Genomic DNA, 25,915 nt, shown 5'->3' with positions numbered 1-25,915 from the left:
AGAAAAATGCCGGGACAATTTGCGGCCCAAAACAGTTCACCAACCGATGACAAGCGTCAGTCAGTCTATCTGGTGGATGACGATGATTCGGTGCGGCGCTCGTTGGGGTTTATGCTGGAAGGCTATGGTTTTGAGGTGCAGGCCTTTGAAGATGCCGAGCATTTTCTCAAGGCGCAGCTGTTGGATCTGCCCGGCTGCCTGATCCTCGATATGCGTATGCCAGGGCTCAGTGGGGCGCAGCTGCAGCAACTGCTCAACGAGCGTAATAGCCCGCTGGCGGTGATCTTTCTCACCGGCCATGGCGACGTGCCGCTGGCGGTGGATGCACTTAAATCCGGCGCGGTGGACTTTTTTCAAAAACCCGCCGATGGCGCTCGCCTGGCCGAGGCGGTCACCAAGGCGCTGAGTCACTCTGCCGAAATCGCCAAGCGCCGAAAGCTGCAAGGCATCTACCAGGCGCTGACTCCGAGGGAGAAAGAGATATTGCATCTCATCGCCAAGGGCTATAAGAACCAGCAGATAGCCGACGAACTCTGCATCGCCATGCGCACAGTGGAGATCCACAGATCCAACCTGATGAAGGGCATGCAGGTGAGCTCGCTGGCTGAAATGTTGTTGATTTATGCCGGGATAGAGACAGAGTTTGAGTAACTCGGGTCAAAAGTCTTCGGCGGCAAAAGAATGACCTTTGATTCGGGTTTATGAGCGGGATTTATCTGCGGCTGTCGTTTTATGGCCGCAGAGGGTAAAATAGCGGCCCATTTTTTGCGTACCGGATCTGTGAATGCCAAGCCCTATCGATGCCAACCGCCGTTTTTCCATTGCCCCCATGTTGGATTGGACGGACCGCCATTATCGTTACTTTGCCCGGCTGATGTCGAGTCAGACTCTGCTCTACACTGAGATGGTGACCACAGGCGCGATACTGCATGGCAAGGGCGATTATCTGGCTTATAACCAGGAAGAGCATCCGTTGGCATTGCAATTGGGTGGCTCCAATGTTGAGGATCTGGCCCGCTGCGCCGAAATCGCCCGGCAAAGGGGGTATGACGAAGTTAACCTCAATGTGGGGTGCCCTTCGGATAGAGTACAGAACGGCCGCTTTGGCGCTTGTTTGATGGAAGAACCCGAGCTGGTGGCCCATTGCGTCGATGCCATGCGCCAGAAGGTGGATATCCCTGTGACGGTCAAGACCCGTATCGGCATAGACGATAAGGATTCCTACGAATTTCTTTGTGACTTCATTACCAAGGTGAGTGCTGCCGGCTGCGATACTTTTATCGTTCATGCCCGCAAGGCCTGGTTGCAGGGGCTTAGTCCCAAGGAAAACCGTGAGATCCCGCCATTGGATTATCCCAGGGTTTATCAATTGAAGCAGGATTTTCCCGGCCTGCATATCAGCATCAATGGTGGTATCAAGAGCTTTGAAGAGATGCATGCTCATCTGGCCCTGCTGGATGGGGTGATGGTGGGGCGCGAAGCCTACCAAAATCCCTATCTGCTGGCCGAGGTGGATCAGAAGATCTTTGGCCTCGATAGCCAGGTTATGAGTCGCGATCAGGTGGTGGATGCCATGTTGCCCTATGTGGAAGCTCATTTGCAGTCGGGTGGCCGCTTGAATCATATCAGCAGACACATGACAGGCCTGTATCAGGGGATCCCCGGCTCTCGCAGTTGGCGCCGTCATCTGAGCGAGAATGCCCACAAGCCGGGTGCCGGCATAGAAGTGCTGCTTAAGGCCCGTGAAATGATGCACAGCGGGGTTTGACCTTGCTGTAATACCCGAGTGGTGAAAATCGCTATGGTGATAGTGCTTTTTACCAACAGATAGGAAATTGCTGTATTTTTGTGCTGTCACGGTCAGTCATTCTGTGTTAATGATTGGCCGTTTTTATTTTTATTTCATTTAATATCATATCCTTAATCGAAACTTTTCCCAGTTGGCACGCCCTTTGAATTAGTCATCTTGACCGCTGACCCGTTCAGCTTAACCAGAAAGGGATGACAAGCATGAAAACTTCCAACCTGACTATTCAATCTCTGTTTCTTGGCGTTGTTATGGCTTCAGCCAGTGTTTCAGCCCAGGCCGATGTACTGCCTACCCAACCTATCTTCAGTGCTGTTGAACAGAACCTGAGTCAGCAGGCTCAGACCATGTTGCTCAGTGCCAAGCGCGAAATGCTGGCCTCTCTGCAACAGGAACTGGAGCGTAGCGTGGCCCAACTGAGCGACGAGATGACTCAAGAAACCCTGAGTCAGATCACCGAGTTACCCGTGGAGACCAGTGTTCTGACCCAAGCCAAGGATTGAGGTGCCTATGTGGATAAATAGCACTTTGGCACTACTGATGTTTCTGCCGTTGCTTGGTTACACCCTGATGGCGTTGTTAGCCTGCGGTGCCCGGCAGATACAGTTAACGAGATAATCGGAGTCAGTTATGTTTGATTTGGAACGCACACTCAAGGGAAATTCTTCCATCGTCTGTGGCCTATGCCGCGATATGGCCGAGCGTTTTGGCTGGTCGGTATTCTGGACCCGCATTGTTGCCGCAGTCATCACTCTGATGCACCCATTGCTCGGAGTGACGGCTTACTTTGCCCTGGCACTGTTGTGGCCCAAGTGGGTGAAATGAGTATGTATAACAAGAGTCGAAACAAGCACAGAAGATATAGGTTGCTGTCTCAGTTACTGGTGTGGAGCATAGTCGGCGCGCTGATCCTTATGGTCTCTCTGCTCAGCCGCGAGTTTATGTCAGTGGGGATCTGGGGTAGCCCGTTTTTATGGCTGGATGCCGAAAATTGGAGCTGGGTGTTGACCCTGATAACCGCGATGTTGGCATTGGTGTGGGCCGCAATGACTTTCAGTGTGTTGGCAGTGGTGTGCGTACTTTGTGTTGCTGCGGCATTACTGATGTTTATCAGCGGCTTTGCAATGATTTGGCCGGTGCTGGTTTTGGCATTGGCAGTATGGGGAATAGGCAAGTCCAGTCAATGGCAGGAGTAGTGTTGCTGCAACTGGCTTGATGTCAGCCCAGTCGCAGCAACATTGGATTCAGCTTCGATGATTTAACCTTTGTTGAGAAACTGGCGGAAAACCGCTTTGGCTTCATCGCTCTGCAGACGCTGGCCGAAGAGTTCCAACTCCTGATGCATCTGGTGTTGTACCCGGCTCTTGTGTGGCCGCATAAGTTGTCTGGTGAGTTGCAGCGCCTGAGGTGGCTTGGAAGCCAAGGCTTTGGCCTTTTCCAGCGCATAAGGTAAGAGTTCCACCGGACTCAACATGCGGTTGATGAGTTTGAGATCCAGCGCCGTTTCGGCATCGAAACTCTCGCCCAGCAACAGCAGCTCAGAGGCCTTTTGATAGCCGACCAATTCAGGCAGTAGCAGGCTGGAGCCGGCTTCAGGCACCAGTGCCAGGTCGATAAAGGGCAAGCGGAACTGGGCTGTATTATCGGCATAGACCAGGTCACAATGCAGCAATAGCGTGGTGCCGATCCCGACAGCGGCTCCGCTGACAGCGGCGACCAAGGGCTTTTTCAGCTCCAGCAGGCAAAAGAGAAATCGCACTGCAGGGTGGTTGGGCCCCAGATCCGGCTGCTTGAGAAAATCAGCCACATCATTGCCTGAAGTAAAGCAGTTTTCACTGCCTGTCAGCAGAAAGGCGCGGATCTCGTTGTCCGCTTCCCCCTGGATCAGGTATTCTGTAAGCTGCTTATACATATCGAGATCGAGGGCGTTACGTTTATCCGGGCGGTTAAAACGTATGATACGTACACCCTGCTCATCCTGAACCTGAATCGTGCTCATTCGTTGTTTCCTTTACTGACGAAATGGGTTTTACATGGAGTTTAAGACATAGATGGCGATATTCAAACAACTGTTTAAAGTTATCTTGCTGGCCGGTATCAGTGCCAGCGCCTTCGCCTCGAACATAATGCTCGAACAAGGATATATCCGGGCCATGCCCGCTTCTGTTCCCAATACGGCGGCGTATCTGACACTCAGCAACCATGGCGCGGCGACTGAGCTGGTTTCTGCCAGCACCCCTGCGGCCCGTGAAGCCATGCTGCATACCCTGATCGAAGAAGATGGCCTGGTTAAAATGCGCCATGTGGCGGCTTTCCCGCTGCCTGAGCATGGTCAGTTGACGCTGCAAAGCAGTGGCGATCACATTATGATTATGGGCCTCAAGGCGCCGTTGCAGTTGGGGCAAAAAGTGCCTATGACACTGAGTTTTGCCAATGGTGAAACCCTCAATATCGAACTCGAAGTAAAATCCCCCCATGATGCTCCTGCAGCCCAAGAGCATCATCATCACCATCATTAAGGAGAACCCGGGATGCAAATGACATGGAAAAAAGGTGTCGGTGCTGCGGCCATAGTGTTCGTTATCGCATACGGCATCAGTGTTTGGTGGAGTATTGAACCCGATGTATTGACCCCTGAGGTGATGACATCGGAAAAAGGCGAAAAGATAACAGGTTATGCCACCACCAGCGCGCTGATAAATACCATGGAGACCTTGCTGGATAAGCAAGGAGGTTGGTTGTCCAACGACATGATGCCGCCTTCTGTGATGATGGACAACATGCCGGCGTTTGAATTCGGCGCCTTGGAACAGGTGCGGGATCTTGCCTTGATCATGCGTAAAGAATTCAGCCGTTCTCAGTCACAGTCCACAGCCGATAAAGATCTGCTGGAAGCACACTCCAAGCTGAATATCGAGCATACCAGTTGGCTGGTGCCCAGTGCCGAGAGCGAATATCGTGATGCCATCAAGCTATTGAAGGTTTACCGGGCGCGGATGATGGATCCCAATAACCCGGATGCTCAGTTTTATGCTCGCGCCGATAACCTCAATGAATGGTTGAAAGAGGTGCAGAAGCGTTTGGGCAGCATGTCACAGCGTCTGGCAGCCAGTGTGGGTCAGGAGAGGTTGAATACCGATCTTGCCGGCGACAGTGCCGCCCGTCAGTCGACCCCCAACCTGGCGAGTCAGCAGATTAAGACCAGCTGGTGGCAAATAGACGATGTTTTCTATGAATCCAGAGGCTCTGCCTGGGCTTTGCTGAATTTCATGAAGGCGGTAGAAGTCGACTTTGCTGACGTACTGAAGAAAAAGAATGCCGAAGTGAGTCTCAAACAGATCATCCGTGAACTGGAAGCGACTCAGCAAACAGTCTGGAGCCCAATGATCCTCAACGGTTCCGGATTCGGTTTGGTGGCCAACCATTCCTTGGTGATGGCCAACTATGTGTCCCGCGCCAATGCCGCGGTGATTGATTTAACCAACTTGCTTTCACAGGGTTAATTTATGAAAAAGACTTTATTGGCGACAGCCTTGCTGGCTTCTTTGATGGCGACCTCCGCCCAGGCAGCAACAGTCGTAGGCTTTAAGGTAGGCGCCGATTACTGGAAAGGAGATGCCAGCGGTACTTTCGCCGAGAAAGGCCAGCCGCAGCAGGAGTTCAACTATGACTCTTCCGCCCAGTACAGCCTTTGGTTCAGCGTTGAGCACCCTGTGCCACTGCTGCCCAACCTGAAGATCCGCGAAAACCGCCTGAAAGAAGATGGCGCGATGAGCAATGCCAACTTCAACTTCAACGGCCACAGCTTCAGCGGTGATGTTTACGCCACGGCTGACCTGAGCAACACAGACTTTATCCTCTACTATGAGCTACTGGACAATGACCTGGTTGCTCTGGATGTAGGTGGTGCCTATAAGTTGATGGATGGTTCTTTCCGGGTGGCTGACAAGGGGCATCCGGAAGAGCGTGATATCGACAGCGGTGTGGTCATGGGTTATGCCAATGCCGAGGTGGGCCTGCCTTTCTTCGGCCTGTACGCCTTTGCCGATGTGTTGGCCGGTATCAATGAGTCCAGTGTTTATGACTACCAAGTAGGCCTAGGCTGGGAGTTTGATGGTGTGGCGCTGGATACTCGGGTGCGTGCCGGCTATCGCGACTTTAAATTTGACGTAAACGGCTTCAACGGCATGAGCAGTAATATGCAGTTTGACGGCTTCTTTGCCGGTGTGGAACTGGTGTTCTAATTCCGTTATCCGTTGATAAGTCACAATAAAAAAAACCGCCAGCTGGCGGTTTTTTTATTGGCTGAGCTCCAGCTTATTGCTGTGCAGGAGTTGTCAGGCCGTTATTGATTGAGATGACGTCATCTTCATTCAGGGTGCCTGTGGCCTGCTTCAGTGCCAATATCGACTTGATATAGCCGTAACGGGCGTTGGACAGCTGGCGTTTGGAATCATACAGATCCCGGGTACGGTTCAGCACGTCAACTATGGTACGGGTACCTACTTCAAAACCGGCTTGAGTGGCTTTCAATGCACTTTCGGAAGAGAGCACTGACTGCTCATAGGCTTTGATAGAGCTGATAGAAGCACCAACATTGTTGAAGTTGTTGCGAACATTTTTGACTACCTGGCGGTAGGTCTGCTCCAATCTCTGACTGGCTTCAACATAGGCATATTGCGCTTGTTTCACCTGAGAGCTGACTTTGAAACCTTCAAAGATAGGCACGCTCAGGTTAACGCCTACGGTACCGTTATCGAAGTCAGGTTGATTCTGACTGCCGATTTCTTGCTCCAGGCCCTTGGTATAACCGGCATTCAGGCTCAGAGACGGCATATGGCCGGCTTTATAGAGGCTGATGGTTTCCTGAGCGATATCTTTACCGATACGCTGGGTCAGCAGATCGACACTGTTGGTCTCGGCCATTTTAAGCCAATCGTTTGGCATGGCTGGAGTTGGGCTGGCCGCAGAGAAACGGTCTGTATCCAGAATGTCGATGCTCTTGTGATCTATGCCGGTGATTTCACGCAGGGCTTCATAGCTGTTGATCAACTCGTTCTCGGCCAGGATTTCGGCTGCGGTCGCCAGGTCATACTGAGCCTGTGCTTCATGGACATCGGTAATGGCTGTTAGACCAACAGCAAAGCGCTGTTTGGTTTGCTCCAACTGCCGCTCAATGGCACGCTTCTCGGCGCCTTTGAACTCGTAATTATCCTTGGCGGCCAACACGTCAAAGTAAGCGGTTGTTACCCGGGTGATCAGTGTTTGCAGAGCTGAAGCATAGACGGCGTCGGCCTGTGATGCGGCTTTCTCCGCCAGGCTTAAACCGACCCAGGCAGAATGATTATAGATGACCTGGTTAAGCTTGATTGCACCTGTCAGGCCACTGGTGTCATCAGAAGGATCGTTCCAGGCTTTGTCATAACCAACATTGGCACTGATAGTCGGCAGCAGAGGCGCACGACTTTCTTCAATTTTTTCATACAACTGGTCTCTTTGGGCCTTGGCCTGGAGCACCACTGGATCATTGGTTAATGCCTGCTGATATATCTGAAGTAAATCGTCGGCTTGAACGGCCGGGGCAGAAACTGCGAGCGTTAACGCCGCGCATAAAGTGCGGATCTTGAATTTCATTGGCTGTCCTTATAGACAAACACCCTGTGACGGGCGGTTTCAACTTCGTTAGACTGTTAATGCCTTTGATAAAGGCGGTTTGCGCTTCCCGACGCTTCCCGATACAGCAAAACTTAATGGTTTTGATACTAAAAAATCAACCGTTTTCAAGTCAATTCGGAAGTGTAACAGATTTTATTGGTAAATGGTGCCGGGTGGGTTGAAATTGCATCTTTTATAGCTAAAGCGGAGTGAAAATGGCAGTAGAAAAATTCACCAAAGAGGATGTTCAGGTGCTGGGGCAGCGCACGCTATACCGTGGCTTTTTCCGGATGGAGGAATATCGTTTCCGTCATCGGCTGTTTGCCGGGGGCTGGAGTGAGGAAGTGAGTCGCGAGGTATTTGAGCGGGGTCACGCCGTAGTGGTTTTGCCCTACGATCCGCAAGAAGACAAAGTGGTGCTGATAGAGCAGGTGCGATTCCCTGCATTGGAAACCAGTGAATCCCCTTGGCTGCTGGAGTTGGTGGCGGGTATGATTGCCCCCGGCGAAGTGGCCGAGGATGTCGCCAAACGGGAACTTTTGGAAGAAACCGGACTCAACTCCAGTGCAATTTCGGCCGTAAGCAGCTATCTTTCCAGCCCCGGAGGTTGTAGTGAGCGTTTCTACTTCTATTGGGCTGAGGTAGATTCATCCAAAGCAAACGGGCTGCACGGCTTGGCCGAAGAGCATGAAGATATTCGGCTGCATGTGCTTTCCCGCGTTGATGCTTATGCCAAAGTGCTCAGTGGCGAAATCGACAACGCTTCAACCGTACTCGGGCTGCAATGGTTGCAGCTCAATTATCAAGATTTACTGCAGGCCGATGAACAAGAGAGATAGTGACAAGAAATACCAGCCGGATGTCAGCCGCTTTTTAGCTTTGTGTGGTCGCAACTACGGTCATATTCAACGCTGGTTGCCGGAGCAAGGTGAAGTGGGTGAAAGCTGGCAGGTAGAAGGTGATTTCGGTTGCCTGGATGTCGAGCTGCTGGAGAATACCCGCTATACCCAGCTGGTGAGTATTTCCCGTCATGTGGGGAAGGGCGGATTGGTGCCTGTCCCCAAAGTTACCGTGCGGATTTATCATGATGCTAAATTAGCAGAAGTGTTAAGCAGCCGACAGATTTACCAATTGCGGCCGGTGTATGATTATCCGAACTTACGCATGTATCACCGCGATGAAAAGTACCAGGTAAACGCCTTCCTGGAGGAGTTATTGAAAATAGACTGTCAGGCGCGCCTCGTTTGTCAGTCCTGAGATTGGGTAATCAATGTGCTGAAAGAGGCAATCACATACGGTATTCCTGAGGACAAGAGTGTTCGTTTGGTGCAGATCACAGATCCTCACCTGTTTGCCGAACCTGAAGGACAGCTTCTTGGCGTCAATACCGCCAACAGTCTCAACGCCGTTATCAATACTATCCAGGCCGTCAAGTATCCCGCTGACATGCTGCTGGCCAGTGGTGACATCAGTCAGGATTATTCCGGTGAGTCATACCGTAACTTTGTTGAAGCCATCAAACCGCTGAATTTGCCTTGCCATTATTTGCCGGGCAACCATGATGACCCCAGGATCATGTATCTACATATGCAGGGCGAGCGTGTCTATGGTCACAGGCGGGTGTTGGCCGGGAGTTGGCAGATTATCCTGCTGGACTCTACAGTGCGGGGAAAACCCGGTGGTCATATGGCCGAAAGCGAAATTGAGATCATCCGTAGTGCCATCGCCGCCGAACCTGACAGGCATGTGCTGTTGGTGATGCACCATAACCCTGTGTTGGTGGACTGCACCTGGTTGGATCAACATTGCATGGACAACGGCGCCCAGTTCCTCAAAGAAATGGGGCGTTACCCTCAGATAAAGGGCATGCTCTGGGGTCATGTTCATCAGCAACTGGATACTGAATATCAGGGGGAAGGTCACAAGCTTTCCTTGATGGCGACACCATCGACCTGTATTCAATTCAAACCCTTGTCTTCCTATTTTGCGCTGGATGCACTACAGCCAGGCTACCGTTTACTGGAGCTCAAGCCAGATGGTAGCATGCTCACCAATGTTTATCGGATCCCGGGCGAACGCTTCGCACCGGATGCTGAGGCCAGCGGCTACTGAGTTTGCTTTGGAGCAGTGGCCCCTTGTGAGGAACTATGCTGCTCTATATTCACGGTTTCAACAGTTCTCCTTTGTCTGACAAGGCTGTGCTTACCCGTACCTATATTGAACAACACTTTCCCGGTGTGCGACTGGAACAGCCACAACTACCCACTTCGCCCAAGGTGGCGATGGAACTACTGATTCAGTTGACCGAAGCCGCCAAGGCCAGCGGCGAGCCACTGGCGTTTATCGGATCATCCCTCGGCGGTTATTTTGCCTCTTGGTTGGCAGAGCGTTATGGCGGCAAGGCGGTACTGATAAACCCGGCGGTGCGCCCTTTTGAGCTCTTTGGTGATTATTTGGGGGCACAGTACAACCCCTATACCGATGAACACTATCAATTATTGCCGGAGCATCAGCTACAGCTGATTGAATTTGATACGCCGGTCATTCTCAATCCGGATCGTTTTTTTGTATTATTACAGCCTGCCGATGAGGTACTGGATTATCGCCAGGCTCTGGGCAAATATCACTGCTGTGAGATGCTGCTGGAAAGCGGTGGAAACCATAGTTTTGTGGGTTACGGCGACAAGCTGGGCTCAGTCTGCCGTTTTTTACACTTATCTTGACAATCAGATCCTCGCGGCCCACCATGGCCTGAACATAAAAGACAGTGTGCGCTATGACCAATCAATACACCTCCGATGCCATTGAAGTACTGAACGGACTGGATCCGGTAAAACGCCGTCCCGGCATGTATACCGATACCACTCGACCCAACCATATGGGTCAGGAAGTCATAGATAACAGTGTCGATGAGGCCTTGGCCGGGTTTGCAACTCGAATCGATGTGGTGTTGCACACAGACAACTCCCTTGAAGTCACAGACGATGGCCGTGGTATGCCGGTGGATATTCACCCTGAGGAGGGGATCCCCGGGGTCGAGCTGATCCTGACCAAATTGCACGCCGGTGGTAAGTTTTCCAACAAAAACTATCAATTTTCCGGTGGTTTGCACGGGGTGGGGATCTCTGTGGTCAACGCTCTTTCTCGAAGAGTCGAGATCACTGTGCGCCGCGATGCCAAAGTCTATGAAATGGCCTTCGAGCATGGCGATAAGGTCGAGAGCCTCAGGGAAACCGGTACCTGCGGGCGCCGCAATACCGGCACCCGGGTGCAATTCTGGCCTGAGCCCAGCTATTTTGATTCGCCCAACTTTTCGGTCACCAAGCTGACTTACCTGTTGCGGGCCAAGGCGGTGCTCTGCCCCGGGCTCAGAATTCGTTTCACCAACAAACAAAACGCTGAGGTCCATGAGTGGTTTTATGAAGAGGGTCTGACCGACTATCTGAAAGACTCCCTTAAAGAGGCACCGGCTCTGCCGCAGGAGCCTTTTGTTGGTAGTATCAAAACCAATTTGGAAGCCGCCGACTGGGCCATTACCTGGCTGCCCGAGGGCGGAGACAGTATCAGCGAAAGCTATGTTAACCTGATCCCAACGCCGCTTGGTGGTACCCATGTGAACGGTTTCCGTCAGGGACTGCTCGAGTCGATGCGTGAATTCTGTGAGTTTCGCAACCTGATCCCAAGAGGAATTAAGCTTAGCCCGGAAGATATCTGGGATAAGGCCAGTTTTATTCTGTCGGTGAAGATGCAAGATCCGCAATTTGCCGGTCAGACCAAGGAGAAACTCTCCAGCCGCCAGTGCTCTGCATTTGTGTCGGGTGTGGTGCGTGATGCCTTCAGCCTCTGGCTCAACAGCAACACAGATCAGGCCGAACTGCTGGCCGAAATGTGCATCAATAACGCCCAGAAGCGTCTCAGGGCGGCGAAGAAAGTTGCCCGCAAGAAGGTCACTTCCGGCCCTGCTCTGCCCGGTAAACTGACCGACTGTACCGGCCAGGACCCGGCGCGTTCCGAGTTATTTCTGGTGGAAGGGGACTCGGCCGGTGGCAGTGCCAAACAGGCCAGAGACAGAGAATTTCAGGCGATCATGCCGCTGCGGGGTAAGATCCTCAACACCTGGGAAGTGGAAGCGAGCCAGGTGCTGGCCTCTCAGGAAGTGCACGATATCTCAGTGGCTATAGGCTGCGATCCCGACAGCGACGATATTTCCGAACTCAGGTACGGCAAGATCTGTATTCTCGCCGATGCCGACTCAGACGGTTTGCACATAGCGACCTTGCTGTGCGCGCTGTTTCTGAAGCACTATCGCACCTTGGTTGAAAAGGGGCATGTGTATATCGCCATGCCGCCACTGTTCCGTATCGATATAGGTAAAGAAGTGTTTTACGCTTTGGATGAGCCTGAAAAGCAAGGCATTCTTGACCGGATTGCCGCAGACAACAAGAAAGGTAAAGTGCAGGTCACCCGCTTTAAAGGTCTGGGTGAGATGAACCCACTGCAACTGAGGGAAACGACCATGGATCCCAACACCCGTAGATTGGTGCAGCTGACGATAGACGATGTCGACGAGACGGTGGCATTGATGGACATGTTGCTGGCCAAAAAGCGTTCGGGTGATCGCAAGTCGTGGCTGGAAACCAAGGGAGACCTTGCTCAGCTGTAATCGCCCTTGATGTGCCAATAACTATAAAATTTAAAGGCAAGGATATGATGAACCTGAATAACAGAATCGGTATCGCGGCCGGTGGAGGCTTGCTCCTGTTGGGAGCTGTGTTGCTGAGCGCAGCGGCCCATGCATCTCAGTCGATGATCATTACCGTGACTAAAGGCTTTGGTGTTTCTCTTTATGCTACAGATGTTGGCGATGCCAAACAGATGGCAGTAGGAGATGAAGGCACTCTGTTTGTCGGTTCTCACAAGAGCGGTACGATTCACGCTTTGGTCGACAGTAACCATGATGGCCGGGTCGATAAACGTTATCTGATAGCCAAGGGCTTGGATTACCCGGAAGCCTTGGCTTTTCACAAGGGTGACCTTTATGTTGCCCTGGAAGATAGAGTGGTGGTGTACCAGGATATTGAACCTAGGCTCAGACGTCCTCCGCGCGCTCGGGAAGTCTATGATCAACTGCCGGGCAATGGCAGAAAGAGTGCCAGAGCCATGCGCTTTGGTCCGGATGGCAGGCTCTATATTGCTATCAGCGCCCCTTGTAATGTGTGTGAGCCCAGCGCCCCTTTTGGCAGCATCATTGCCGTGAATGTAGACTCGGGCGGGAGTCAGCAGATAGCACTCGGAATACGTAATGTCATAGGTTTTGACTGGTCGCCACTGGATAACCGCCTTTGGTTTGCCGATATGAGCCGTGATTGGATGGGGGATAATCTGCCTCCTGATGAAATCAACCGGGTTGACGTTGCCGGGGCGCATTATGGTTTCCCTTATGTACATGGCAAAGATGTCCAGGAACCTGCCTATGAAGAACCCAAGAGCCTGAATATCACCAAGCCAGTCTATGAACTGCCGGCCCATGTATCCCCTATGGGGATGCTGTTTTATCGCGGAAACCAGTTTCCCGCTGAATACCATAACCGGATTTTATTGGCAGAGAACGGCTCCTGGAACCGTTCCAGCAAGGTGGGCTATCAGATAGTGGTGCTGGAAACCGATGGCCGCCAGGTGAGCAATCGCCGCACCCTGGTGAGTTTTCTCGATGGTGAGTTTCCGGTGGCCAGACCCCATTCACTGGCGATGGCCCCGGATGGCGCCGTCTATATTTCGGATGATCTGAAGGGAAACATCTACCGCCTGTACTACAAAGACACTGGTGCAGAAGATGCTGAATCTGAGTCGGACTATGCGCCGGCACCTGAACAGGAAAATAAATAATGAGTGATGCGATAGCCTTGAGCCTGGATGGCGTGGAGCAGATGCCGCTCAGGCGCTTCACCGAAGAGGCGTATCTCAACTATTCCATGTATGTGATCATGGATCGGGCCTTGCCGCATATCGGCGATGGCCTTAAGCCGGTGCAACGGCGAATTGTCTACGCCATGAGCGAGCTGGGATTATCGGCGGCGGCCAAATACAAGAAGTCGGCCCGTACCGTGGGTGACGTGCTGGGTAAGTATCACCCGCACGGCGACAGCGCCTGTTACGAAGCTATGGTACTGATGGCGCAGCCCTTTACCTATCGCTATCCCTTGGTGGATGGTCAGGGTAACTGGGGGGCACCGGACGATCCCAAGTCGTTTGCGGCCATGCGTTATACCGAAGCCAGGTTATCCAAGTTTTCCGAGGTGCTGCTCAGCGAACTTGGTCAAGGTACAGTGGACTGGGGCGTCAACTTTGACGGCACCCTGAAAGAGCCCTTGGTACTGCCGGCCAGACTGCCGCATATTTTGCTCAACGGTATTACCGGTATCGCTGTGGGTATGGCGACGGATATCCCACCCCATAACGCCCGCGAGCTCGCCAGCGCCTGTATCGAGCTGCTGGATAATCCTAAGGCTGATCTGCCGCGGCTGATGGAATTGGTGCCAGGGCCCGATTATCCGACAGCGGCCGAAATCATTACCCCGAGCGCCGAAATTGCCAAGGTCTATGAGTCGGGCCGCGGATCAATCAAGGCCCGTGCGGTTTACACAGTGGAAAACGGTGAAGTGGTAATAACGGCTTTGCCGCACCAGGCCAGCTCCAGCAAGATCCTCGAGCAGTTGGCGGCGCAGATGCAGGCCAAGAAGTTGCCCATGGTGACAGACTTGCGCGATGAATCGGACCATGAAAGTCCGGTGCGCTTGGTAATAGTGCCGAGATCCAACCGGGTCGATATCGAACAGATGATGGCGCACCTGTTTGCCACCACAGATCTGGAAAAGAGTTATAGGGTCAACCTCAATGTGCTCGGTCTCGATGGTCGGCCCCAGGTTAAGGGCCTCAAGCAACTCTTGAGTGAGTGGCTGGAGTTTCGAATTCATACAGTGCGCCGCCGTCTGGAATTCCGTCTGGATAAAGTACTGGCCAGGTTGCATATTCTTGAAGCCTTGATGATTGCCTTCCTCAATATCGATGAAGTGATAGAGATCATCCGCTTTCACGATGAACCCAAGGCCGAACTGATGCGCCGCTTTGGGCTGACAGACAAGCAAGCCGAAGCGATTCTGGAGCTCAAGCTGCGCCATCTGGCCAAGCTGGAAGAGATGAAGATCCGTGGTGAGCAGGATGAGCTCGAAGCCGAGCGGGAAAAGCTGCAACTGCTGCTCAGTTCGGAACGTCGCCTGAAGACCTTGATCAAGAAAGAGTTGCAGGCAGATGCGGAAACCTATGGTGATGACCGCCGCTCGCCACTGGTGGTGAGAAGCGAATCAAGAGCCTTGTCGGAGCAGGAGTTGGTGCCAACCGAGCCCGTGACTGTGGTGCTATCTGAAAAGGGTTGGGTACGCTGTGCCAAGGGGCATGATATCGACGCCGCCGGGTTGTCCTACAAGGCAGGTGACAGCTTCCTCTGCGCCGCGGCCGGACGCAGCAACCAGCAATCTGTGTTTATTGACAGCGCCGGGCGTGCCTTCGCCACGGATACCCATACTCTGCCTTCGGCCCGCAGCCAAGGGGAACCTATTACCACCAGATTCAATCTGGCCCCGGGGGAGAGCATGGAGCACGTATTGCTCGGGGATGATGATAACTGCTTCCTGCTGGCGAGTGATGCCGGTTACGGCTTTATCTGCGCCTTTAAGGACATGGTGTCGCGCAACAAGGCGGGTAAGGCTTTGCTGACGCTGCCGACCAATGCCAAGGCTTTGACGCCACGTAAACTGGACAAGTCCAGACCCAGTTCGATTCTGGCCATCACCAATGAAGGGCGGATGCTGATGTTCTCCATGGAGGCACTACCGCAGTTGGCCAAGGGCAAGGGCAATAAGATCATCGGCATCCCATCGGAGCGGGCGAAAAACCGTGAAGAGTTGGTGACTCACCTTTACTTGGTGCCGGAAGGCGCCAATGTCACCCTTTGGGCCGGCAAGCGTAAGCTGACACTAAAGAGCAGCGATCTGGAGCATTATCGTGGTGAGCGTGGCCGCCGCGGTGCCAAGCTGCCTAGAGGGTTGCAAAGAGTCGACAGTGTTGAAGTCAGTGTGGAGGAACCGGCGCTGTAGCCCGACCCAAAAGTAGCCCGGCCCAAAAACCACAAAAGCCGCATCATGATGCGGCTTTTGTTTTTTACCTGATATATCAGGCGACTTCGTAATAATTGGGCTCAAGATCCAGCTGATTTTGGATGATTTGCGTCGCCATCCGTACACACTTACCGCATTGATCACCCACCCCGAGGCGTTTTTTCACCTCGCTGAGGCTAACATCTCCCTGGCTGACTGCCTGCTTTATCTGGGTATCCGTAATTGCATGACACAGACAAACGTACATTTATCGGGCTCCGGTTACTGCTGGTAAGTGGACGTTATTTTTCAATACGCAATTCTAAATGAAAACTGTTATCAATACTAATAACGCTTGGATATATTTTAGGGTAGATCACCCTTTAGTTGGTTATTAGGGAAGGTGCGAACAAGTCTCATGTGTGCTCTGCGTCGGCTTGCGGGCTTGGATGCAAGGCGTGGTTCGCAGCAAATGGCTCTAGTCCTTTGCAAGAACTTCCTTAGGTCTTTAGTCAGCAAATAGCACCGCGCCCGGAGGAATGGGCGCGCTAGAGGAAGGATTAGTAACCTCTGTCGAAGTACACCAGGTTCTCCAGTGATTCAGCATTGAGATAGTGGTGATAGTTGCGGGCGAAGATATCGACCACCTGAGACGGGAAGCTGGGCGCTGAAATATGGGGAGTGATTACCGCATTGGGGCGATCCCAGATGGGATGCAGCGGTGACAGCGGCTCCTGGGCAAACACATCCAGCACGGCTTTAAGCCGGTTTCTGCGGCCGAGTTCGACCACCAGGGCATCGAGATCTAGGGCGTCGCCGCGGCCTATGTTGAACAGTATCGCGCTGTCTTTGAGTAGTGCCAGTCTTTCTTTGCTCAGCAAACCTCGGCTTTCCTGAGTGCTCGGCAGAGTGTTGACAACCACATCGGCCTGGGGCAAAAGCTCATCGAGCTGGGCCGGGCTGATGATGCAATCAAAGCCCGCGACGGCCCTTTGGCTGCGGTTCATGCCCCAGACCTGCATTTTGAAGTGTTTGGCGCTGGCGGCCAGGTGCTCGCCGATGGAACCTGTGCCCAGGATCAGCATCTTCATCCCCTGCAAGGTGGCCAGAGGACCTGGGTGCCAGTATTTCTCCTGCTGCTGGTGATGATACAGCGCATGTTGGCGAACTTCGGCGAGCAGATAACCGAACACATATTCACTCATCAAGGGGCCGAAGATCCCCTTCACATTGGTCAGCAGGTAGTCTTTCCTGGTTTTAGCGCCAAGCAGTTTATCGACACCGGCGAAGGTTGATTGCAACCAGCTGAGATTCTTGCCGTGACTCAGCAGCGGTTGGGCCAGAGCCGGCTCGGCCAGCCAGATATCGGCACTGGTGATATTGGCCGGGTCATCGCCCAGAATAGTGAGGCCAGGAAGTGATTTTTCTGACAACAACTGTCGATATTCAGCATTTTCCCGGGTGAGTAACAGCAGCTTGTATGCCATAGTATCAGTCCTTGTTGTTTTCGTTATTTTTATGGATTTATATTTTAATGGATTCAGTTACGCAACTACTGACCCAGCTGGGCAGTCAGCTCTATCCCTGGCTCAATGAGATAGCTACCGCCATGGTTGCCTGCGTCATTTTGGTGTTCGGTGCCGACTTCAACCGTTTTCTGCGCCGTAAGCTCGGGGCACGCAATTTTGTACTGCGCACGCTGATCTTTATTCTGGTCAACGCCTTTGGTTACGGCATGCTGATAGTGGCTCTTAGCCCCTGGCTCGCCAGGCAGCTGGCGCACCTACCGGCGCTGTGGACTTTACTCTTGGTCAGTGGCACTTTTATTTTTGTCGGCGGCTGGGCCCAGCGCAACAACCAGAGTTGAACAATCTAACCAGAGATCATTCAAACGACTGCTCACTCAAACCAGTGGCGGTAGTCGGTTTGTGACTCCTGAGTCAATGCGGCGGCGGCTTTGTCTGGATAGTTGGCAAAAATTCCATCTACCCCCAGCGCCGCCAGCGCCCTGATATCATCGGCATCATCTACGGTATAGACATACACTTTGGCGCCGCGCTGATGAGCATCGGCTACCAGTTCACGGTTGATAAAGCTGATATCCAGATGCAGTGACCAGGCTTTGAGCTCACTGACCACGGCGGCTTGGTTGAGCGCTATCCCCTCGAGCAGTGGCGCTACCGGTACGTCGGGCAACTGCTGTTTTACCTGTTTGAGCCAGAGATGATTGAATGAAGACACCAGTAGTTGCTCTGGCTGATATCCGAGTTGCAGTAGCTGCGGGTATTGCTGGATAAAAGGCTCGACGCAACCCACTCCCTTGAGCTCTATGTTGACCGTCATGCGCCCCTCGATAAGCTCAAGTACCTGGCGCAGGGTAGGGATAGGCTCTCCCTCGACCCTCAGCTGTCTTAGATAGCTGCTGCTTTGCTGCGCGAGCAGCCCTTTGCCGTCGCTCTTGGGACTCAAACGGCGGTCATGAAACACCCAGAGCTCACCATCGGCGTGGTGCACGTCCAGCTCAACTGCATCACAACCAAGCTCTAGTGCCAGCGCCATCGCCTTAAGGGTGTTTTCCGGCGCATAACCACTGGCGCCACGGTGTGCGAAAATCAACATCTGCGATTAACCTCTGATAATACCGCTGGTGTCTTTGTTGTGCGTGTTGCTGATATGCACTTCGAGCTGAGGGTAGGCCAGCTCCAGCTGGTTCTCCTTGAGCTTCTTGCTGATCCGCTTGTGCAGATCGTGGCGCAGCGGCCAGCGGGAAGACATATCTTTGGCGTAAGCCCTGACTTCATAGTCTTGAGTGTGCTTGCCGAAACCGGCGAACCAGACTTCCGGTTCTGGGGTCTCCAGTGCGTTCTCACACTCTTTCACCGCCTGGTAGAGCGCGGCCTCCACTCTAGCGGGATCTGAATCCCTGGCGACCGAAACATAGATGATCACCCGGGTAATGGGATCCGACAGCGACCAGTTAATTAGCTGCTCTGTGATAAAGGCCTTGTTGGGGATGATAATTTCTTTTCTGTCCCAATCTATGATGGTGGTCGCGCGGATTTTGATCTTGGATACCGTACCTGTAAGGTCGCGAATAGTGACGGTATCGCCGATCCGCACCGGCTTTTCAAACAGTATGATAAGGCCCGAGATAAAGTTGGCGAAGATCTCCTGCAGACCAAAACCAAGACCCAGAGTCAGCGCTGCAATTAACCATTGCAGCTTGGACCACTCCATCCCCAGGGTGGCAAAGCCGATGACAATACCGATAAAGACCACCAGGTAACGGGTCACAGTGGTGATGGCAAAGCCGGTTCCCGGGGAGAGATCCAGTTTTTGCAGTATAGTCAGCTCCAACAGGCCGGGCAGGTTGGTGGCTATCATCATGGAAAAGCCGACCACGATAGCGCCAAATACCAGTGATTTCATGGTGATGGGTAGCGGTTGCTCGACTCCGCCTATTCCGGTAGTCGTTGTAGTCCAAAGAGTAATGCCATCAAGGAAGCTGAATAGGGCGGTATGAGTTTGGGTCCACAGGCCGACCAGGCAGGCGAGAAACGCCAGCAGCAGCAGGGATCTCACTAACCCCAGTGATTGGCTGGACATGGTTTCCAAATCGACAACCGGCTCTTCATAGGTGTCCTGATGATCGTTGTTGCTTGATGAGGTATCACCTTTTTCCCGCTGCGCCAGACGCTCGGCCCGGCGGGCCTTGGCGCGATCGAAGGCGATGCGGCGCCTTTCAATCAACATCCAGCGTTTCAGCAACTGGTACAGCAACAGAAAGCCGAGTCCCAGCAGTAAAGAAAGCTGCAGCTGCAGCAGCATCTGGAAGGCGGTGAAGTAGTAGCCTCTGAATGCCAACACGGCGCTCAGTGGCGGCACCAGCAACAACAGTAGCCACAATAGCTTTTGCAGCAGACGCTTATTCTTGTCGTCCAGATGGCTTTCACGATAGCGACGGGACAGAGTCAGTACGTCCCGATAGAGCATAAACAGCATGATACAGAACAGAATAAAGGCGCCGCGGCCTATGCTGTTGCGCACCAGAGATGAGTCGAGAATTTCGGTAAAGCCCATGACGCCCACCAAGGGCATGGTCATGATAATAAAGCGGCGAAAACGCTGCTGGCCCTGGCGGATCACCTCTTGTGGCCGTTTGAAATGGCCTATAAGCAGGCCTTTGTCCAGTGCCAGTAGATAGATGAAGCGATAGAGCTGGTACAGGCTGCCTATAGCCAGCACGCCCATACCTATGGCTTGAATGGGGTTACTGTCGGACTGCAGCATAATCAAGCCGGCCGCCACTATGGGAAAGGGTTTGAACAAGCTGTAACCGGCGCTGATTAGCAGCGCTTGGATGGTGTAGATGAACTTATCCTGGGTCACCTTGCCGACCGGCGCCTCACATTCGCGCATCATGGTCTTGAATCTGGGGGTGAGAATATCCTGTGCTACCAGACACAACACCGCCAGGATGATCCACCAGGACCAGTATGGACTCAGTTCGGTCAGCCCCTGCTTTATCTCAGGCAGGTCGGTTTGTTGCCAGAGCCAGAGACTGGAGCGCTGCAGATCCGTCAGCCACAGCTTGCTGATGCTGTAGGCATTGGGTACCCAGAACAGGTGTTCATTGAGGGTGGACTTGAGTCTCTGATAACTGTCGGTGAGCAGCTCATACTTGCTTTTGAGCTTGGCTAGTTCACTGAGGTAGGTGTCATAGCCTTTCAATAACTGACTCAGCAAGGCCTGTTGCGATTCAAGCAGTCGTAACTGAGATTCATTGTTGTAGGCTTGGGTCGTTAGCAGTTGCTCATTGGCGGCAAATTGCTGCTCAATCTGATAGCGATTGAGTCTGGCATCGGCTATCTGGGTTTGCAGGTGTTCTTGGTTGGGGGGCTTTGGCAGTGACTGCAGGATCTGCAAAAAGCGCTCACCGAAAACCGGGTTCATCTTGACCCAGCTGATCTGCTCTTTGATGTTGTCCAGTTGCTTGCTGTGGGACTGATCCTGCTTCTCCGCCTGCTCCTGCAGGGCAATGGTCTGTGCCGTCTGCTCAGTCAATTGCTGTAACTGCTGACCATACTTTTGGTTGGCCAGACTCAGCTCTGTGGTCAGGCGATCGCGGCCATCAGCCTCGGCATTAAGAGTTTCGGCCAGTGTGGCATTGACCTGCTGCTGCCTGGCATCGGTAATGGCGCGGTTAAGCTGTTCGATAAGCAGCTCTTGTTGCTGCAACTGCTTGCGTACCAGTTGCAGTTGTAACTGATGCAGTTCGCGCTTTTGTTGGCTGACCGCCAGTTCGCTTTCCAGAGTGGTGAGCTGTTGCTCCAGCAATAACAACTGTGCCTGTTGCAGCTCTTTGGCGGCATTGTCACCGGCCACCGCCTGACTCTTTTGCTGTTGCAGCAGGGCCTGTCTGATTTTTACTATTTCGGCAGGTAATTCGCTGTGGCGCTTGAGCATGGCGCTGTTGGCCTGACTGAGGCTGGTTTCACTCTCTTTCAGTTCGGAAAGGCGCAGATAGGCCATGGAGGCCTGCTGATCCAGATCCTGATGGCGTTCGGGCTTAAGTGGTGCGGCGGCTTCCTGCAGCAGATCATAAAGATGCTGGCGTCGGCTCTCGAAATTAAGTTGCAGTTCCTGATAACTGCGGTTGGTGTCGGCAAGTTGTTGAATGCTTTTTTCCAACTGCGCCAGTTGTTGCTCCTGCGACAGGGTTTCAGTGTTTTGTTGGTTAAGACCCAGACGTTTATCCAACCCCAGTGGCGAGTTGGCCTGGGCAGAGGCGATAAAAAGACAAAACAGCAGAATGCAGGCTCGAACCATAGTTAAATTCAAAGAGTTAAATACAAAGAGTGAATCGACAGCTCATATTAGCTAAGTTAAGCGGGTTTTGATATGTCAGCCAAGGTTCTTTTTCGGGGCTTGTGATTTGTGACTCTGTGATGTTTCAAACAAGGCGGTTGCCACCACCAGAGTACCGCCGATAGCGGTTGTTAGCGTCAGCGACTCATCCAGCAGCAACCAAGCGAGCATGGCGCCATAGAAGGGTTGCAAGCAGGAGACTAAACCGACAGTTTTGGCGCTCAAGTATCTGAGTGCCGAGGTAAACAAGGCATGGGGCGCCGCGGTAAAGACGACTCCCAAAAGCAGCAGTAATCCCCAGGTTTGGTTGCTGATGTCTCCGGCATCAAGACTGTGCCAAGGGGCCAACACCAGCACTGCCACCGCGGTTTGGTAAAACATCGCCTGCTGGCCGCTGTAGGCGGTGAAGTGGCGTTTGTGCAATAGGTTGCGGGCGGTGAACAAGATGGCGGAAACAATGCCGACCAGGATCCCAAGGGTAACATCGTTGCCCAATGACGGCTCGGGGATCAGCAGAATCACCCCCAGCAGTACTGCCAAACCGCTGATAAGATCTCTAAGGTGTAAGCGACTGCCGGTAAACCAGGGTTCGACCAGCACTGTCATCACGGGATAGGTGAAAAAGGCTATCATGCCGATGGCGACAGAGGAGAGTTGCATCGCCGCAAAGTAGGTCACCCAATGGAGGCTGACGATCACCCCAAGCAACAGGGCAACAAGGTAATCTTTGCCGCGCAGCAAGCGCAGGCGCTGACGGCTGAGTTTAACCAGCAGCGCCAGAACGATGGCGGCGATAATGCAGCGCAGCAGAGTGATATCGAGGGCGCTTAAGGGGATAAGCCGGGAGAACAGGGCGGTTCCTCCGAACAGGAGTACCGCCAGATGAAGTTCTGTCAGGCCTGTACGTGCTTGCCCCTTGGCAGACAAGTTCAGTCCTCTATTTTGGCAAAAGGTGTACCCATACGGGTTACGGCACCTGGCTCAACACCATCGGCAAATTCATCCAGGGCGTCCTTGGCAAACAGCATGACCACGGTACTGCCCAATTTGAAGCGGCCCATCTCGGCACCTTTCTCCAATGTGATGGCATCCGGCCCTGTGGTGGGGTATTCCCAGGTAAACACGCGCTTGCCTGTCGGCGGCGTGACAGTACCGGCCCAAACGGTTTCTATGCTGGCCACTATGGTGGCGCCGACCAATACCATTGCCAGGGGGCCAATCTCGGTTTCGAATATGGCGACCACTCGCTCGTTACGGGCAAACAGTCCGGGTACATTGCGGGCGGTCAACGGGTTGACTGAGAAGAGTTCGCCGGGCACATAAGTCATTTTTGACAGCGTGCCTTTGATGGGCATATGGATTCTGTGATAGTCCTTGGGAGCCAGGTAGATGGTGGCAAAGTCACCGTCTTCGAAGCGTTCGGCGTCTTTGGCTTGATTCCCCAGCAGGGTCAGAGCCGAATAGTGGTGGCCTTTGGCCTGAAAAATACGGCCGTCTTCAATGGGACCACACTGACTCACGGCGCCATCGACCGGGTGCACTATATATTCTGAGTCCTGATACAGAGGGCGTGCGCCGTCTTTCAGGGCGCGGGTGAAAAAAGCGTTGAAGCTCTTGTAAGCTTCAGGCTCGCTTTGGGCCGCTTCTGACATATCTATCTTGTACTGTTTGATAAACCAGCGAATAGCCCAGGTAGTCAGCTTGCCGGCTTCGGCCGCTGCCAGTTTCCCTACCAGGCGGGACAACAGGTGTTTGGGCAGCATGTACTGCAGTGCAATCTTCACTTTATCCAATTTTTGCTTCCTTCAAATGGGCTTTGCCAGCTTAAATGTCGTCCATGCCGGCGCGGAAGTGGCGGGCGTGACGCTGTTCATCCAGACTGGAGATAATTCTGTGATAATTGTTGAATCTGTCTTCGGCAATTTTGCCTTCCTCTACCGCTTTACGCAATGCGCAGCCGGGATCGTCCAGATGTTTGCAGTCGCGGAATTTACAGCCGCCGAGAAAATCCCGGAACTCCACGAAGCACCAGCCGACACGGTCGGCAGGTAAGTGCCAGAGGGCAAATTCGCGAACCCCGGGGGAATCAATCAGATCGCCACCGCTGGGCAGGTGAAGTAGTTTCGCCGTGGTGGTGGTGTGTTGACCCAGGCCTGAATTTTCCGATATTTCCCCGGTTTGCAACTGCGCCTGCGGTAGCAGGGCATTGATAAGAGATGATTTACCTACCCCGGATTGCCCGGCGAATACACTGGTTTTGCCTTGCAACAGGGTTTTCAGTTGTTCTATCCCTTCAGCAGTTTTACTGCTGACTTTATAGACCGGGTAGCCGATAGCACGGTAGCGGGCCAGGGCGGTTTCCACTTCAACAGTCTGAGTCTCATCCAGCAAGTCGACCTTGTTGAGAATGATCACCGGCGGGATCTCTGTGTCTTCTGCCGCCACCAGGTAGCGGTCAATAATCTGGGTGGTAAAGCTGGGCAGTACAGATGAAACTATGAAAATTTGATCTATATTGGCGGCAATAACTTTAACGCCATCATAGAGATCAGGCCGGGTCAGTGACGAGCTGCGTGGGTGGACGGCTTCAACCACTCCTGCGACGGTAGTTTGTGGGTCGGTCGCCAGACGTACCACCACTTTATCGCCGGTAACCAGGCTGCCTATGGTGCGGCGAAGATTACAACGAACCAGTTGGCCATCATGGGTTTCAATATCGGCATGCTGGCCGAAACGGGAAATAACCGTGGCCTCCAGTTCGGGGCCGAGTGAGCTATCTTGTATTTCAGGAGCAGCCTCAGCAGCGTTTTTCCCACGTTGCAGACGCTTCTGGTGATTGGCTTTCATACGGCGCAGTTGGCCATGGCTCAATGGTTTCTTTTTACTCACAGGCAGCTCTTCGCGGTATAAGGTGATTTTGTGTCTTGGCAAAAAGCAGTATGATACACGGTCTTAAATAAAAAAGCCTGAATTTAGGCGAACTGGAACGGTGGGCTGAGCTATGGTTGCGGATGAAAATAACCTGATTTGGATCGATCTCGAGATGTCCGGGCTGGAGCCTGAAACCGATAGAGTATTGGAAATAGCAACCTTGGTTACAGACAAGGAGCTGAACATTATCGGTGAAGGGCCAGTGATAGCCATTCATCAGAGTGATGAAGTGTTGGCCGCCATGGATGATTGGAATCAACAGCATCACGGCGCTTCCGGGTTGATTGAGCGGGTGAAGGCCTCCAAACACACAGAGGCTGACGCCATAGCTGAGACTATTGCCTTTTTGAGTAAGTATGTGCCTAAAGGCGTGTCTCCCATGTGCGGCAACAGTGTTGGTCAGGACAGACGCTTTCTGAACAAGTATATGCGTGAGCTGGAAGAGTACTTCCATTACCGCAATATCGATGTCAGTACGGTGAAGGAACTGACTAAGCGTTGGCAGCCTGAAATTATGAAGGATTTCAAAAAGCAAAATACTCATCAGGCGTTGATGGATATTCAAGAGTCGATCGCCGAGCTGAAGTTCTATCGTGAGCGAGTATTTAAAATTTGAGCGATCGGACGATAAATCTGTTTTAGGGGGTTGCAGCAGATGGAAATTTCCATATAATGCGGCCTCACCTTTTCGCTGGTGGTAACCAGTGTGAACGGTTAAAGTAAGTGGAAATGCGACATTAGCTCAGTTGGTAGAGCGGTACCTTGCCAAGGTACAGGTCATCGGTTCGAACCCGATATGTCGCTCCAAATTCCAGACACCCACTGTCTTTAAATGTGGACTTAAGTGATGCGACATTAGCTCAGTTGGTAGAGCGGTACCTTGCCAAGGTACAGGTCATCGGTTCGAACCCGATATGTCGCTCCAAATTCCAGACACCCACTGTCTTTAAATGTGGACTTAAGTGATGCGACATTAGCTCAGTTGATAAAACAGAAGTCGGTACCTTTGTTGATTATCAGCTCGGATGATGCAGCAAACAAGCGATGCGACATTAGCTCAGTTGGTAGAGCGGTACCTTGCCAAGGTACAGGTCATCGGTTCGAACCCGATATGTCGCTCCAAATTCCAGACACCCACTGTCTTTAAATGTGGACTTAAGTGATGCGACATTAGCTCAGTTGATAAAACAGAAGTCGGTACCTTTGTTGATTATCAGCTCGGATGATGCAGCAAATAAGCGATGCGACATTAGCTCAGTTGGTAGAGCGGTACCTTGCCAAGGTACAGGTCATCGGTTCGAACCCGATATGTCGCTCCAAATTCCAGACGCTCACGGTCTTTAAATGTGGACTTAAGTGATGCGACATTAGCTCAGTTGACAAAACAGAAGGTCGGTACCTTTGTTGATTGTCAACGCAGATGATGAAGCAAACAAGCGATGCGACATTAGCTCAGTTGGTAGAGCGGTACCTTGCCAAGGTACAGGTCATCGGTTCGAAC

Annotated in this window: 26 protein-coding genes and 4 tRNA genes; 21 read left to right on the top strand and 9 right to left on the bottom strand. The window is 52.7% G+C overall.

Annotation, left to right across the window (positions count from 1 at the left end):
- The first annotated feature begins 6 nt into the window (after positions 1-6).
- The 5 genes from CX650_RS09110 (at position 7) to CX650_RS09090 (ending at position 3,003) form a co-directional block, all read left to right on the top strand.
- On the top strand, positions 7-651 hold the full coding sequence (locus CX650_RS09110; RefSeq protein WP_052248120.1) for a response regulator transcription factor: 645 nt from the start codon (positions 7-9) through the stop codon (positions 649-651).
- A 133-nt stretch (positions 652-784) separates the two neighbouring features.
- Positions 785-1,768, top strand: a complete 984-nt coding sequence (gene dusA / locus CX650_RS09105) for a tRNA dihydrouridine(20/20a) synthase DusA (protein ID WP_101095625.1) — start codon at positions 785-787, stop codon at positions 1,766-1,768.
- A gap of 242 nt (positions 1,769-2,010) precedes the next feature.
- Positions 2,011-2,310: a hypothetical protein gene (locus CX650_RS09100; protein ID WP_039034481.1), complete on the top strand. Its 300-nt coding sequence runs from the start codon at positions 2,011-2,013 to the stop codon at positions 2,308-2,310.
- Between the two features lie 127 nt (positions 2,311-2,437).
- The gene (locus CX650_RS09095) at positions 2,438-2,632 is read left to right on the top strand and encodes a PspC domain-containing protein (protein ID WP_101095624.1); all 195 of its coding nucleotides are present in this window, start codon (positions 2,438-2,440) and stop codon (positions 2,630-2,632) included.
- On the top strand, positions 2,629-3,003 hold the full coding sequence (locus CX650_RS09090; RefSeq protein ID WP_129585965.1) for a hypothetical protein: 375 nt from the start codon (positions 2,629-2,631) through the stop codon (positions 3,001-3,003). The genes CX650_RS09095 and CX650_RS09090 overlap by 4 nt, the downstream gene beginning before the upstream one ends.
- A 62-nt stretch (positions 3,004-3,065) precedes the next feature.
- Here CX650_RS09090 and CX650_RS09085 read toward each other — a convergent pair whose 3' ends face one another.
- Positions 3,066-3,806, bottom strand: coding sequence for an enoyl-CoA hydratase (locus CX650_RS09085; RefSeq protein WP_101054931.1), 741 nt, complete (start codon positions 3,804-3,806; stop codon positions 3,066-3,068).
- Positions 3,807-3,858: 52 nt separating this feature from the next.
- Between CX650_RS09085 and CX650_RS09080 the strand changes: the two genes are divergently transcribed.
- The 3 genes from CX650_RS09080 to CX650_RS09070 are packed head-to-tail and all read left to right on the top strand — an operon-like array spanning position 3,859 to position 6,051.
- Positions 3,859-4,326 carry a copper chaperone PCu(A)C gene (locus CX650_RS09080; RefSeq protein WP_167388635.1) on the top strand — a complete coding sequence of 156 codons (468 nt, stop codon included), beginning with the start codon at positions 3,859-3,861 and terminating at the stop codon, positions 4,324-4,326.
- 12 nt (positions 4,327-4,338) lie between these two features.
- Positions 4,339-5,310 (top strand): DUF2333 family protein, encoded by a 972-nt coding sequence (locus CX650_RS09075; RefSeq protein WP_101054933.1) that lies wholly within the window; start codon positions 4,339-4,341, stop codon positions 5,308-5,310.
- Positions 5,311-5,313: 3 nt separating this feature from the next.
- Positions 5,314-6,051, top strand: a complete 738-nt coding sequence (locus CX650_RS09070) for a TIGR04219 family outer membrane beta-barrel protein (RefSeq protein WP_071476827.1) — start codon at positions 5,314-5,316, stop codon at positions 6,049-6,051.
- Between the two features lie 73 nt (positions 6,052-6,124).
- Here CX650_RS09070 and tolC read toward each other — a convergent pair whose 3' ends face one another.
- Positions 6,125-7,441, bottom strand: a complete 1,317-nt coding sequence (gene tolC / locus CX650_RS09065) for an outer membrane channel protein TolC (RefSeq protein ID WP_101054937.1) — start codon at positions 7,439-7,441, stop codon at positions 6,125-6,127.
- Positions 7,442-7,677: 236 nt separating this feature from the next.
- Here tolC and nudF point away from each other — a divergent pair, with 236 nt between their 5' ends.
- From nudF to parC, 7 genes are read left to right on the top strand one after another with little or no spacing between them, the layout of a single operon-like run.
- On the top strand, positions 7,678-8,301 hold the full coding sequence (nudF, locus tag CX650_RS09060) for an ADP-ribose diphosphatase (RefSeq protein WP_101054939.1): 624 nt from the start codon (positions 7,678-7,680) through the stop codon (positions 8,299-8,301).
- Entirely contained in the window at positions 8,285-8,719 is a 435-nt protein-coding gene (locus CX650_RS09055) for a DUF1249 domain-containing protein (protein ID WP_101054941.1), read from the top strand. The genes nudF and CX650_RS09055 overlap by 17 nt, the downstream gene beginning before the upstream one ends.
- Positions 8,720-8,734: 15 nt before the next feature.
- The gene (gene cpdA / locus CX650_RS09050) at positions 8,735-9,574 is read left to right on the top strand and encodes a 3',5'-cyclic-AMP phosphodiesterase (protein WP_101095623.1); all 840 of its coding nucleotides are present in this window, start codon (positions 8,735-8,737) and stop codon (positions 9,572-9,574) included.
- Between the two features lie 35 nt (positions 9,575-9,609).
- Positions 9,610-10,185, top strand: a complete 576-nt coding sequence (locus tag CX650_RS09045) for a YqiA/YcfP family alpha/beta fold hydrolase (protein ID WP_101095622.1) — start codon at positions 9,610-9,612, stop codon at positions 10,183-10,185.
- 53 nt (positions 10,186-10,238) lie between these two features.
- Complete coding sequence (parE, locus tag CX650_RS09040; protein ID WP_071476826.1) at positions 10,239-12,125, top strand: DNA topoisomerase IV subunit B; 1,887 nt, start codon at positions 10,239-10,241, stop codon at positions 12,123-12,125.
- A gap of 44 nt (positions 12,126-12,169) precedes the next feature.
- Entirely contained in the window at positions 12,170-13,348 is a 1,179-nt protein-coding gene (locus tag CX650_RS09035) for a PQQ-dependent sugar dehydrogenase (RefSeq protein ID WP_052248121.1), read from the top strand.
- Positions 13,348-15,615: a DNA topoisomerase IV subunit A gene (gene parC, locus CX650_RS09030; protein WP_039034492.1), complete on the top strand. Its 2,268-nt coding sequence runs from the start codon at positions 13,348-13,350 to the stop codon at positions 15,613-15,615. Before CX650_RS09035 ends, parC begins: the two co-directional genes overlap by 1 nt.
- A 76-nt stretch (positions 15,616-15,691) precedes the next feature.
- On the opposite strand, the gene CX650_RS09025 is transcribed toward parC, so the two are convergent.
- Both CX650_RS09025 and CX650_RS09020 read right to left on the bottom strand, forming a co-directional pair.
- Positions 15,692-15,883: a bacterioferritin-associated ferredoxin gene (locus CX650_RS09025; protein ID WP_025009364.1), complete on the bottom strand. Its 192-nt coding sequence runs from the start codon at positions 15,881-15,883 to the stop codon at positions 15,692-15,694.
- Positions 15,884-16,175: 292 nt separating this feature from the next.
- Positions 16,176-17,102, bottom strand: a complete 927-nt coding sequence (locus tag CX650_RS09020) for a D-2-hydroxyacid dehydrogenase (protein ID WP_101095621.1) — start codon at positions 17,100-17,102, stop codon at positions 16,176-16,178.
- A 47-nt stretch (positions 17,103-17,149) separates the two neighbouring features.
- On the opposite strand from CX650_RS09020, the gene CX650_RS09015 reads away from it, so the two are divergent.
- Complete coding sequence (locus CX650_RS09015) at positions 17,150-17,482, top strand: DUF3392 domain-containing protein (RefSeq protein ID WP_039034494.1); 333 nt, start codon at positions 17,150-17,152, stop codon at positions 17,480-17,482.
- Between the two features lie 32 nt (positions 17,483-17,514).
- Here CX650_RS09015 and CX650_RS09010 read toward each other — a convergent pair whose 3' ends face one another.
- From CX650_RS09010 to rsgA, 5 genes are all read right to left on the bottom strand, one after another.
- Positions 17,515-18,234, bottom strand: coding sequence for a glycerophosphodiester phosphodiesterase (locus tag CX650_RS09010; protein ID WP_101095620.1), 720 nt, complete (start codon positions 18,232-18,234; stop codon positions 17,515-17,517).
- 6 nt (positions 18,235-18,240) lie between these two features.
- Positions 18,241-21,444 (bottom strand): mechanosensitive ion channel domain-containing protein, encoded by a 3,204-nt coding sequence (locus tag CX650_RS09005; RefSeq protein WP_101095619.1) that lies wholly within the window; start codon positions 21,442-21,444, stop codon positions 18,241-18,243.
- A gap of 75 nt (positions 21,445-21,519) precedes the next feature.
- Positions 21,520-22,410, bottom strand: a complete 891-nt coding sequence (locus CX650_RS09000) for a DMT family transporter (protein WP_373297486.1) — start codon at positions 22,408-22,410, stop codon at positions 21,520-21,522.
- Between the two features lie 2 nt (positions 22,411-22,412).
- The gene (gene asd / locus CX650_RS08995) at positions 22,413-23,276 is read right to left on the bottom strand and encodes an archaetidylserine decarboxylase (protein ID WP_039034498.1); all 864 of its coding nucleotides are present in this window, start codon (positions 23,274-23,276) and stop codon (positions 22,413-22,415) included.
- 31 nt (positions 23,277-23,307) lie between these two features.
- Positions 23,308-24,372, bottom strand: a complete 1,065-nt coding sequence (rsgA, locus tag CX650_RS08990) for a small ribosomal subunit biogenesis GTPase RsgA (protein ID WP_101095617.1) — start codon at positions 24,370-24,372, stop codon at positions 23,308-23,310.
- A gap of 112 nt (positions 24,373-24,484) precedes the next feature.
- On the opposite strand from rsgA, the gene orn reads away from it, so the two are divergent.
- From orn to CX650_RS08965, 5 genes are all read left to right on the top strand, one after another.
- A complete protein-coding gene (gene orn, locus CX650_RS08985; protein WP_039034500.1) occupies positions 24,485-25,030 on the top strand; it encodes an oligoribonuclease in 546 nt (181 codons plus the stop codon).
- 115 nt (positions 25,031-25,145) lie between these two features.
- Positions 25,146-25,221 (top strand) — tRNA-Gly (locus tag CX650_RS08980).
- A 42-nt stretch (positions 25,222-25,263) separates the two neighbouring features.
- Positions 25,264-25,339, top strand: a tRNA-Gly gene (locus CX650_RS08975).
- A gap of 121 nt (positions 25,340-25,460) precedes the next feature.
- Positions 25,461-25,536 (top strand) — tRNA-Gly (locus tag CX650_RS08970).
- Positions 25,537-25,657: 121 nt separating this feature from the next.
- A tRNA-Gly gene (locus CX650_RS08965) sits at positions 25,658-25,733 on the top strand.
- The last annotated feature ends 182 nt before the right edge of the window (positions 25,734-25,915 follow it).

Origin of the sequence: Shewanella indica (genome assembly GCF_002836975.1) — a bacterium.
Taxonomy (GTDB): Bacteria; Pseudomonadota; Gammaproteobacteria; order Enterobacterales; family Shewanellaceae; genus Shewanella; species Shewanella indica.
Note: the sequence above shows the minus strand (reverse complement) of the source record. Positions and strands in the feature narration are given on the sequence as shown.

Bases quoted from the DNA above. Each gene is read 5' to 3' on its own strand.
- CX650_RS09085 (WP_101054931.1), bottom strand. From the start codon at position 3,806: ATGAGCACGATTCAGGTTCAGGATGAGCAGGGTGTACGTATCATACGT.
- CX650_RS09100 (WP_039034481.1), top strand. From the start codon at position 2,011: ATGAAAACTTCCAACCTGACTATTCAATCTCTGTTTCTTGGCGTTGTT.
- CX650_RS09020 (WP_101095621.1), bottom strand. From the start codon at position 17,102: ATGGCATACAAGCTGCTGTTACTCACCCGGGAAAATGCTGAATATCGA.
- parE (WP_071476826.1), top strand. From the start codon at position 10,239: ATGACCAATCAATACACCTCCGATGCCATTGAAGTACTGAACGGACTG.
- tolC (WP_101054937.1), bottom strand. From the start codon at position 7,441: ATGAAATTCAAGATCCGCACTTTATGCGCGGCGTTAACGCTCGCAGTT.
- CX650_RS09055 (WP_101054941.1), top strand. From the start codon at position 8,285: ATGAACAAGAGAGATAGTGACAAGAAATACCAGCCGGATGTCAGCCGC.
- CX650_RS09045 (WP_101095622.1), top strand. From the start codon at position 9,610: ATGCTGCTCTATATTCACGGTTTCAACAGTTCTCCTTTGTCTGACAAG.
- orn (WP_039034500.1), top strand. From the start codon at position 24,485: ATGGTTGCGGATGAAAATAACCTGATTTGGATCGATCTCGAGATGTCC.
- CX650_RS09015 (WP_039034494.1), top strand. From the start codon at position 17,150: ATGGATTCAGTTACGCAACTACTGACCCAGCTGGGCAGTCAGCTCTAT.
- CX650_RS09090 (WP_129585965.1), top strand. From the start codon at position 2,629: ATGAGTATGTATAACAAGAGTCGAAACAAGCACAGAAGATATAGGTTG.
- dusA (WP_101095625.1), top strand. From the start codon at position 785: ATGCCAAGCCCTATCGATGCCAACCGCCGTTTTTCCATTGCCCCCATG.
- CX650_RS09005 (WP_101095619.1), bottom strand. From the start codon at position 21,444: ATGGTTCGAGCCTGCATTCTGCTGTTTTGTCTTTTTATCGCCTCTGCC.
- CX650_RS09080 (WP_167388635.1), top strand. From the start codon at position 3,859: ATGGCGATATTCAAACAACTGTTTAAAGTTATCTTGCTGGCCGGTATC.
- parC (WP_039034492.1), top strand. From the start codon at position 13,348: ATGAGTGATGCGATAGCCTTGAGCCTGGATGGCGTGGAGCAGATGCCG.
- CX650_RS09035 (WP_052248121.1), top strand. From the start codon at position 12,170: ATGATGAACCTGAATAACAGAATCGGTATCGCGGCCGGTGGAGGCTTG.
- CX650_RS09110 (WP_052248120.1), top strand. From the start codon at position 7: ATGCCGGGACAATTTGCGGCCCAAAACAGTTCACCAACCGATGACAAG.
- CX650_RS09075 (WP_101054933.1), top strand. From the start codon at position 4,339: ATGCAAATGACATGGAAAAAAGGTGTCGGTGCTGCGGCCATAGTGTTC.
- CX650_RS09010 (WP_101095620.1), bottom strand. From the start codon at position 18,234: ATGTTGATTTTCGCACACCGTGGCGCCAGTGGTTATGCGCCGGAAAAC.
- nudF (WP_101054939.1), top strand. From the start codon at position 7,678: ATGGCAGTAGAAAAATTCACCAAAGAGGATGTTCAGGTGCTGGGGCAG.
- CX650_RS09025 (WP_025009364.1), bottom strand. From the start codon at position 15,883: ATGTACGTTTGTCTGTGTCATGCAATTACGGATACCCAGATAAAGCAG.
- CX650_RS09095 (WP_101095624.1), top strand. From the start codon at position 2,438: ATGTTTGATTTGGAACGCACACTCAAGGGAAATTCTTCCATCGTCTGT.
- CX650_RS09070 (WP_071476827.1), top strand. From the start codon at position 5,314: ATGAAAAAGACTTTATTGGCGACAGCCTTGCTGGCTTCTTTGATGGCG.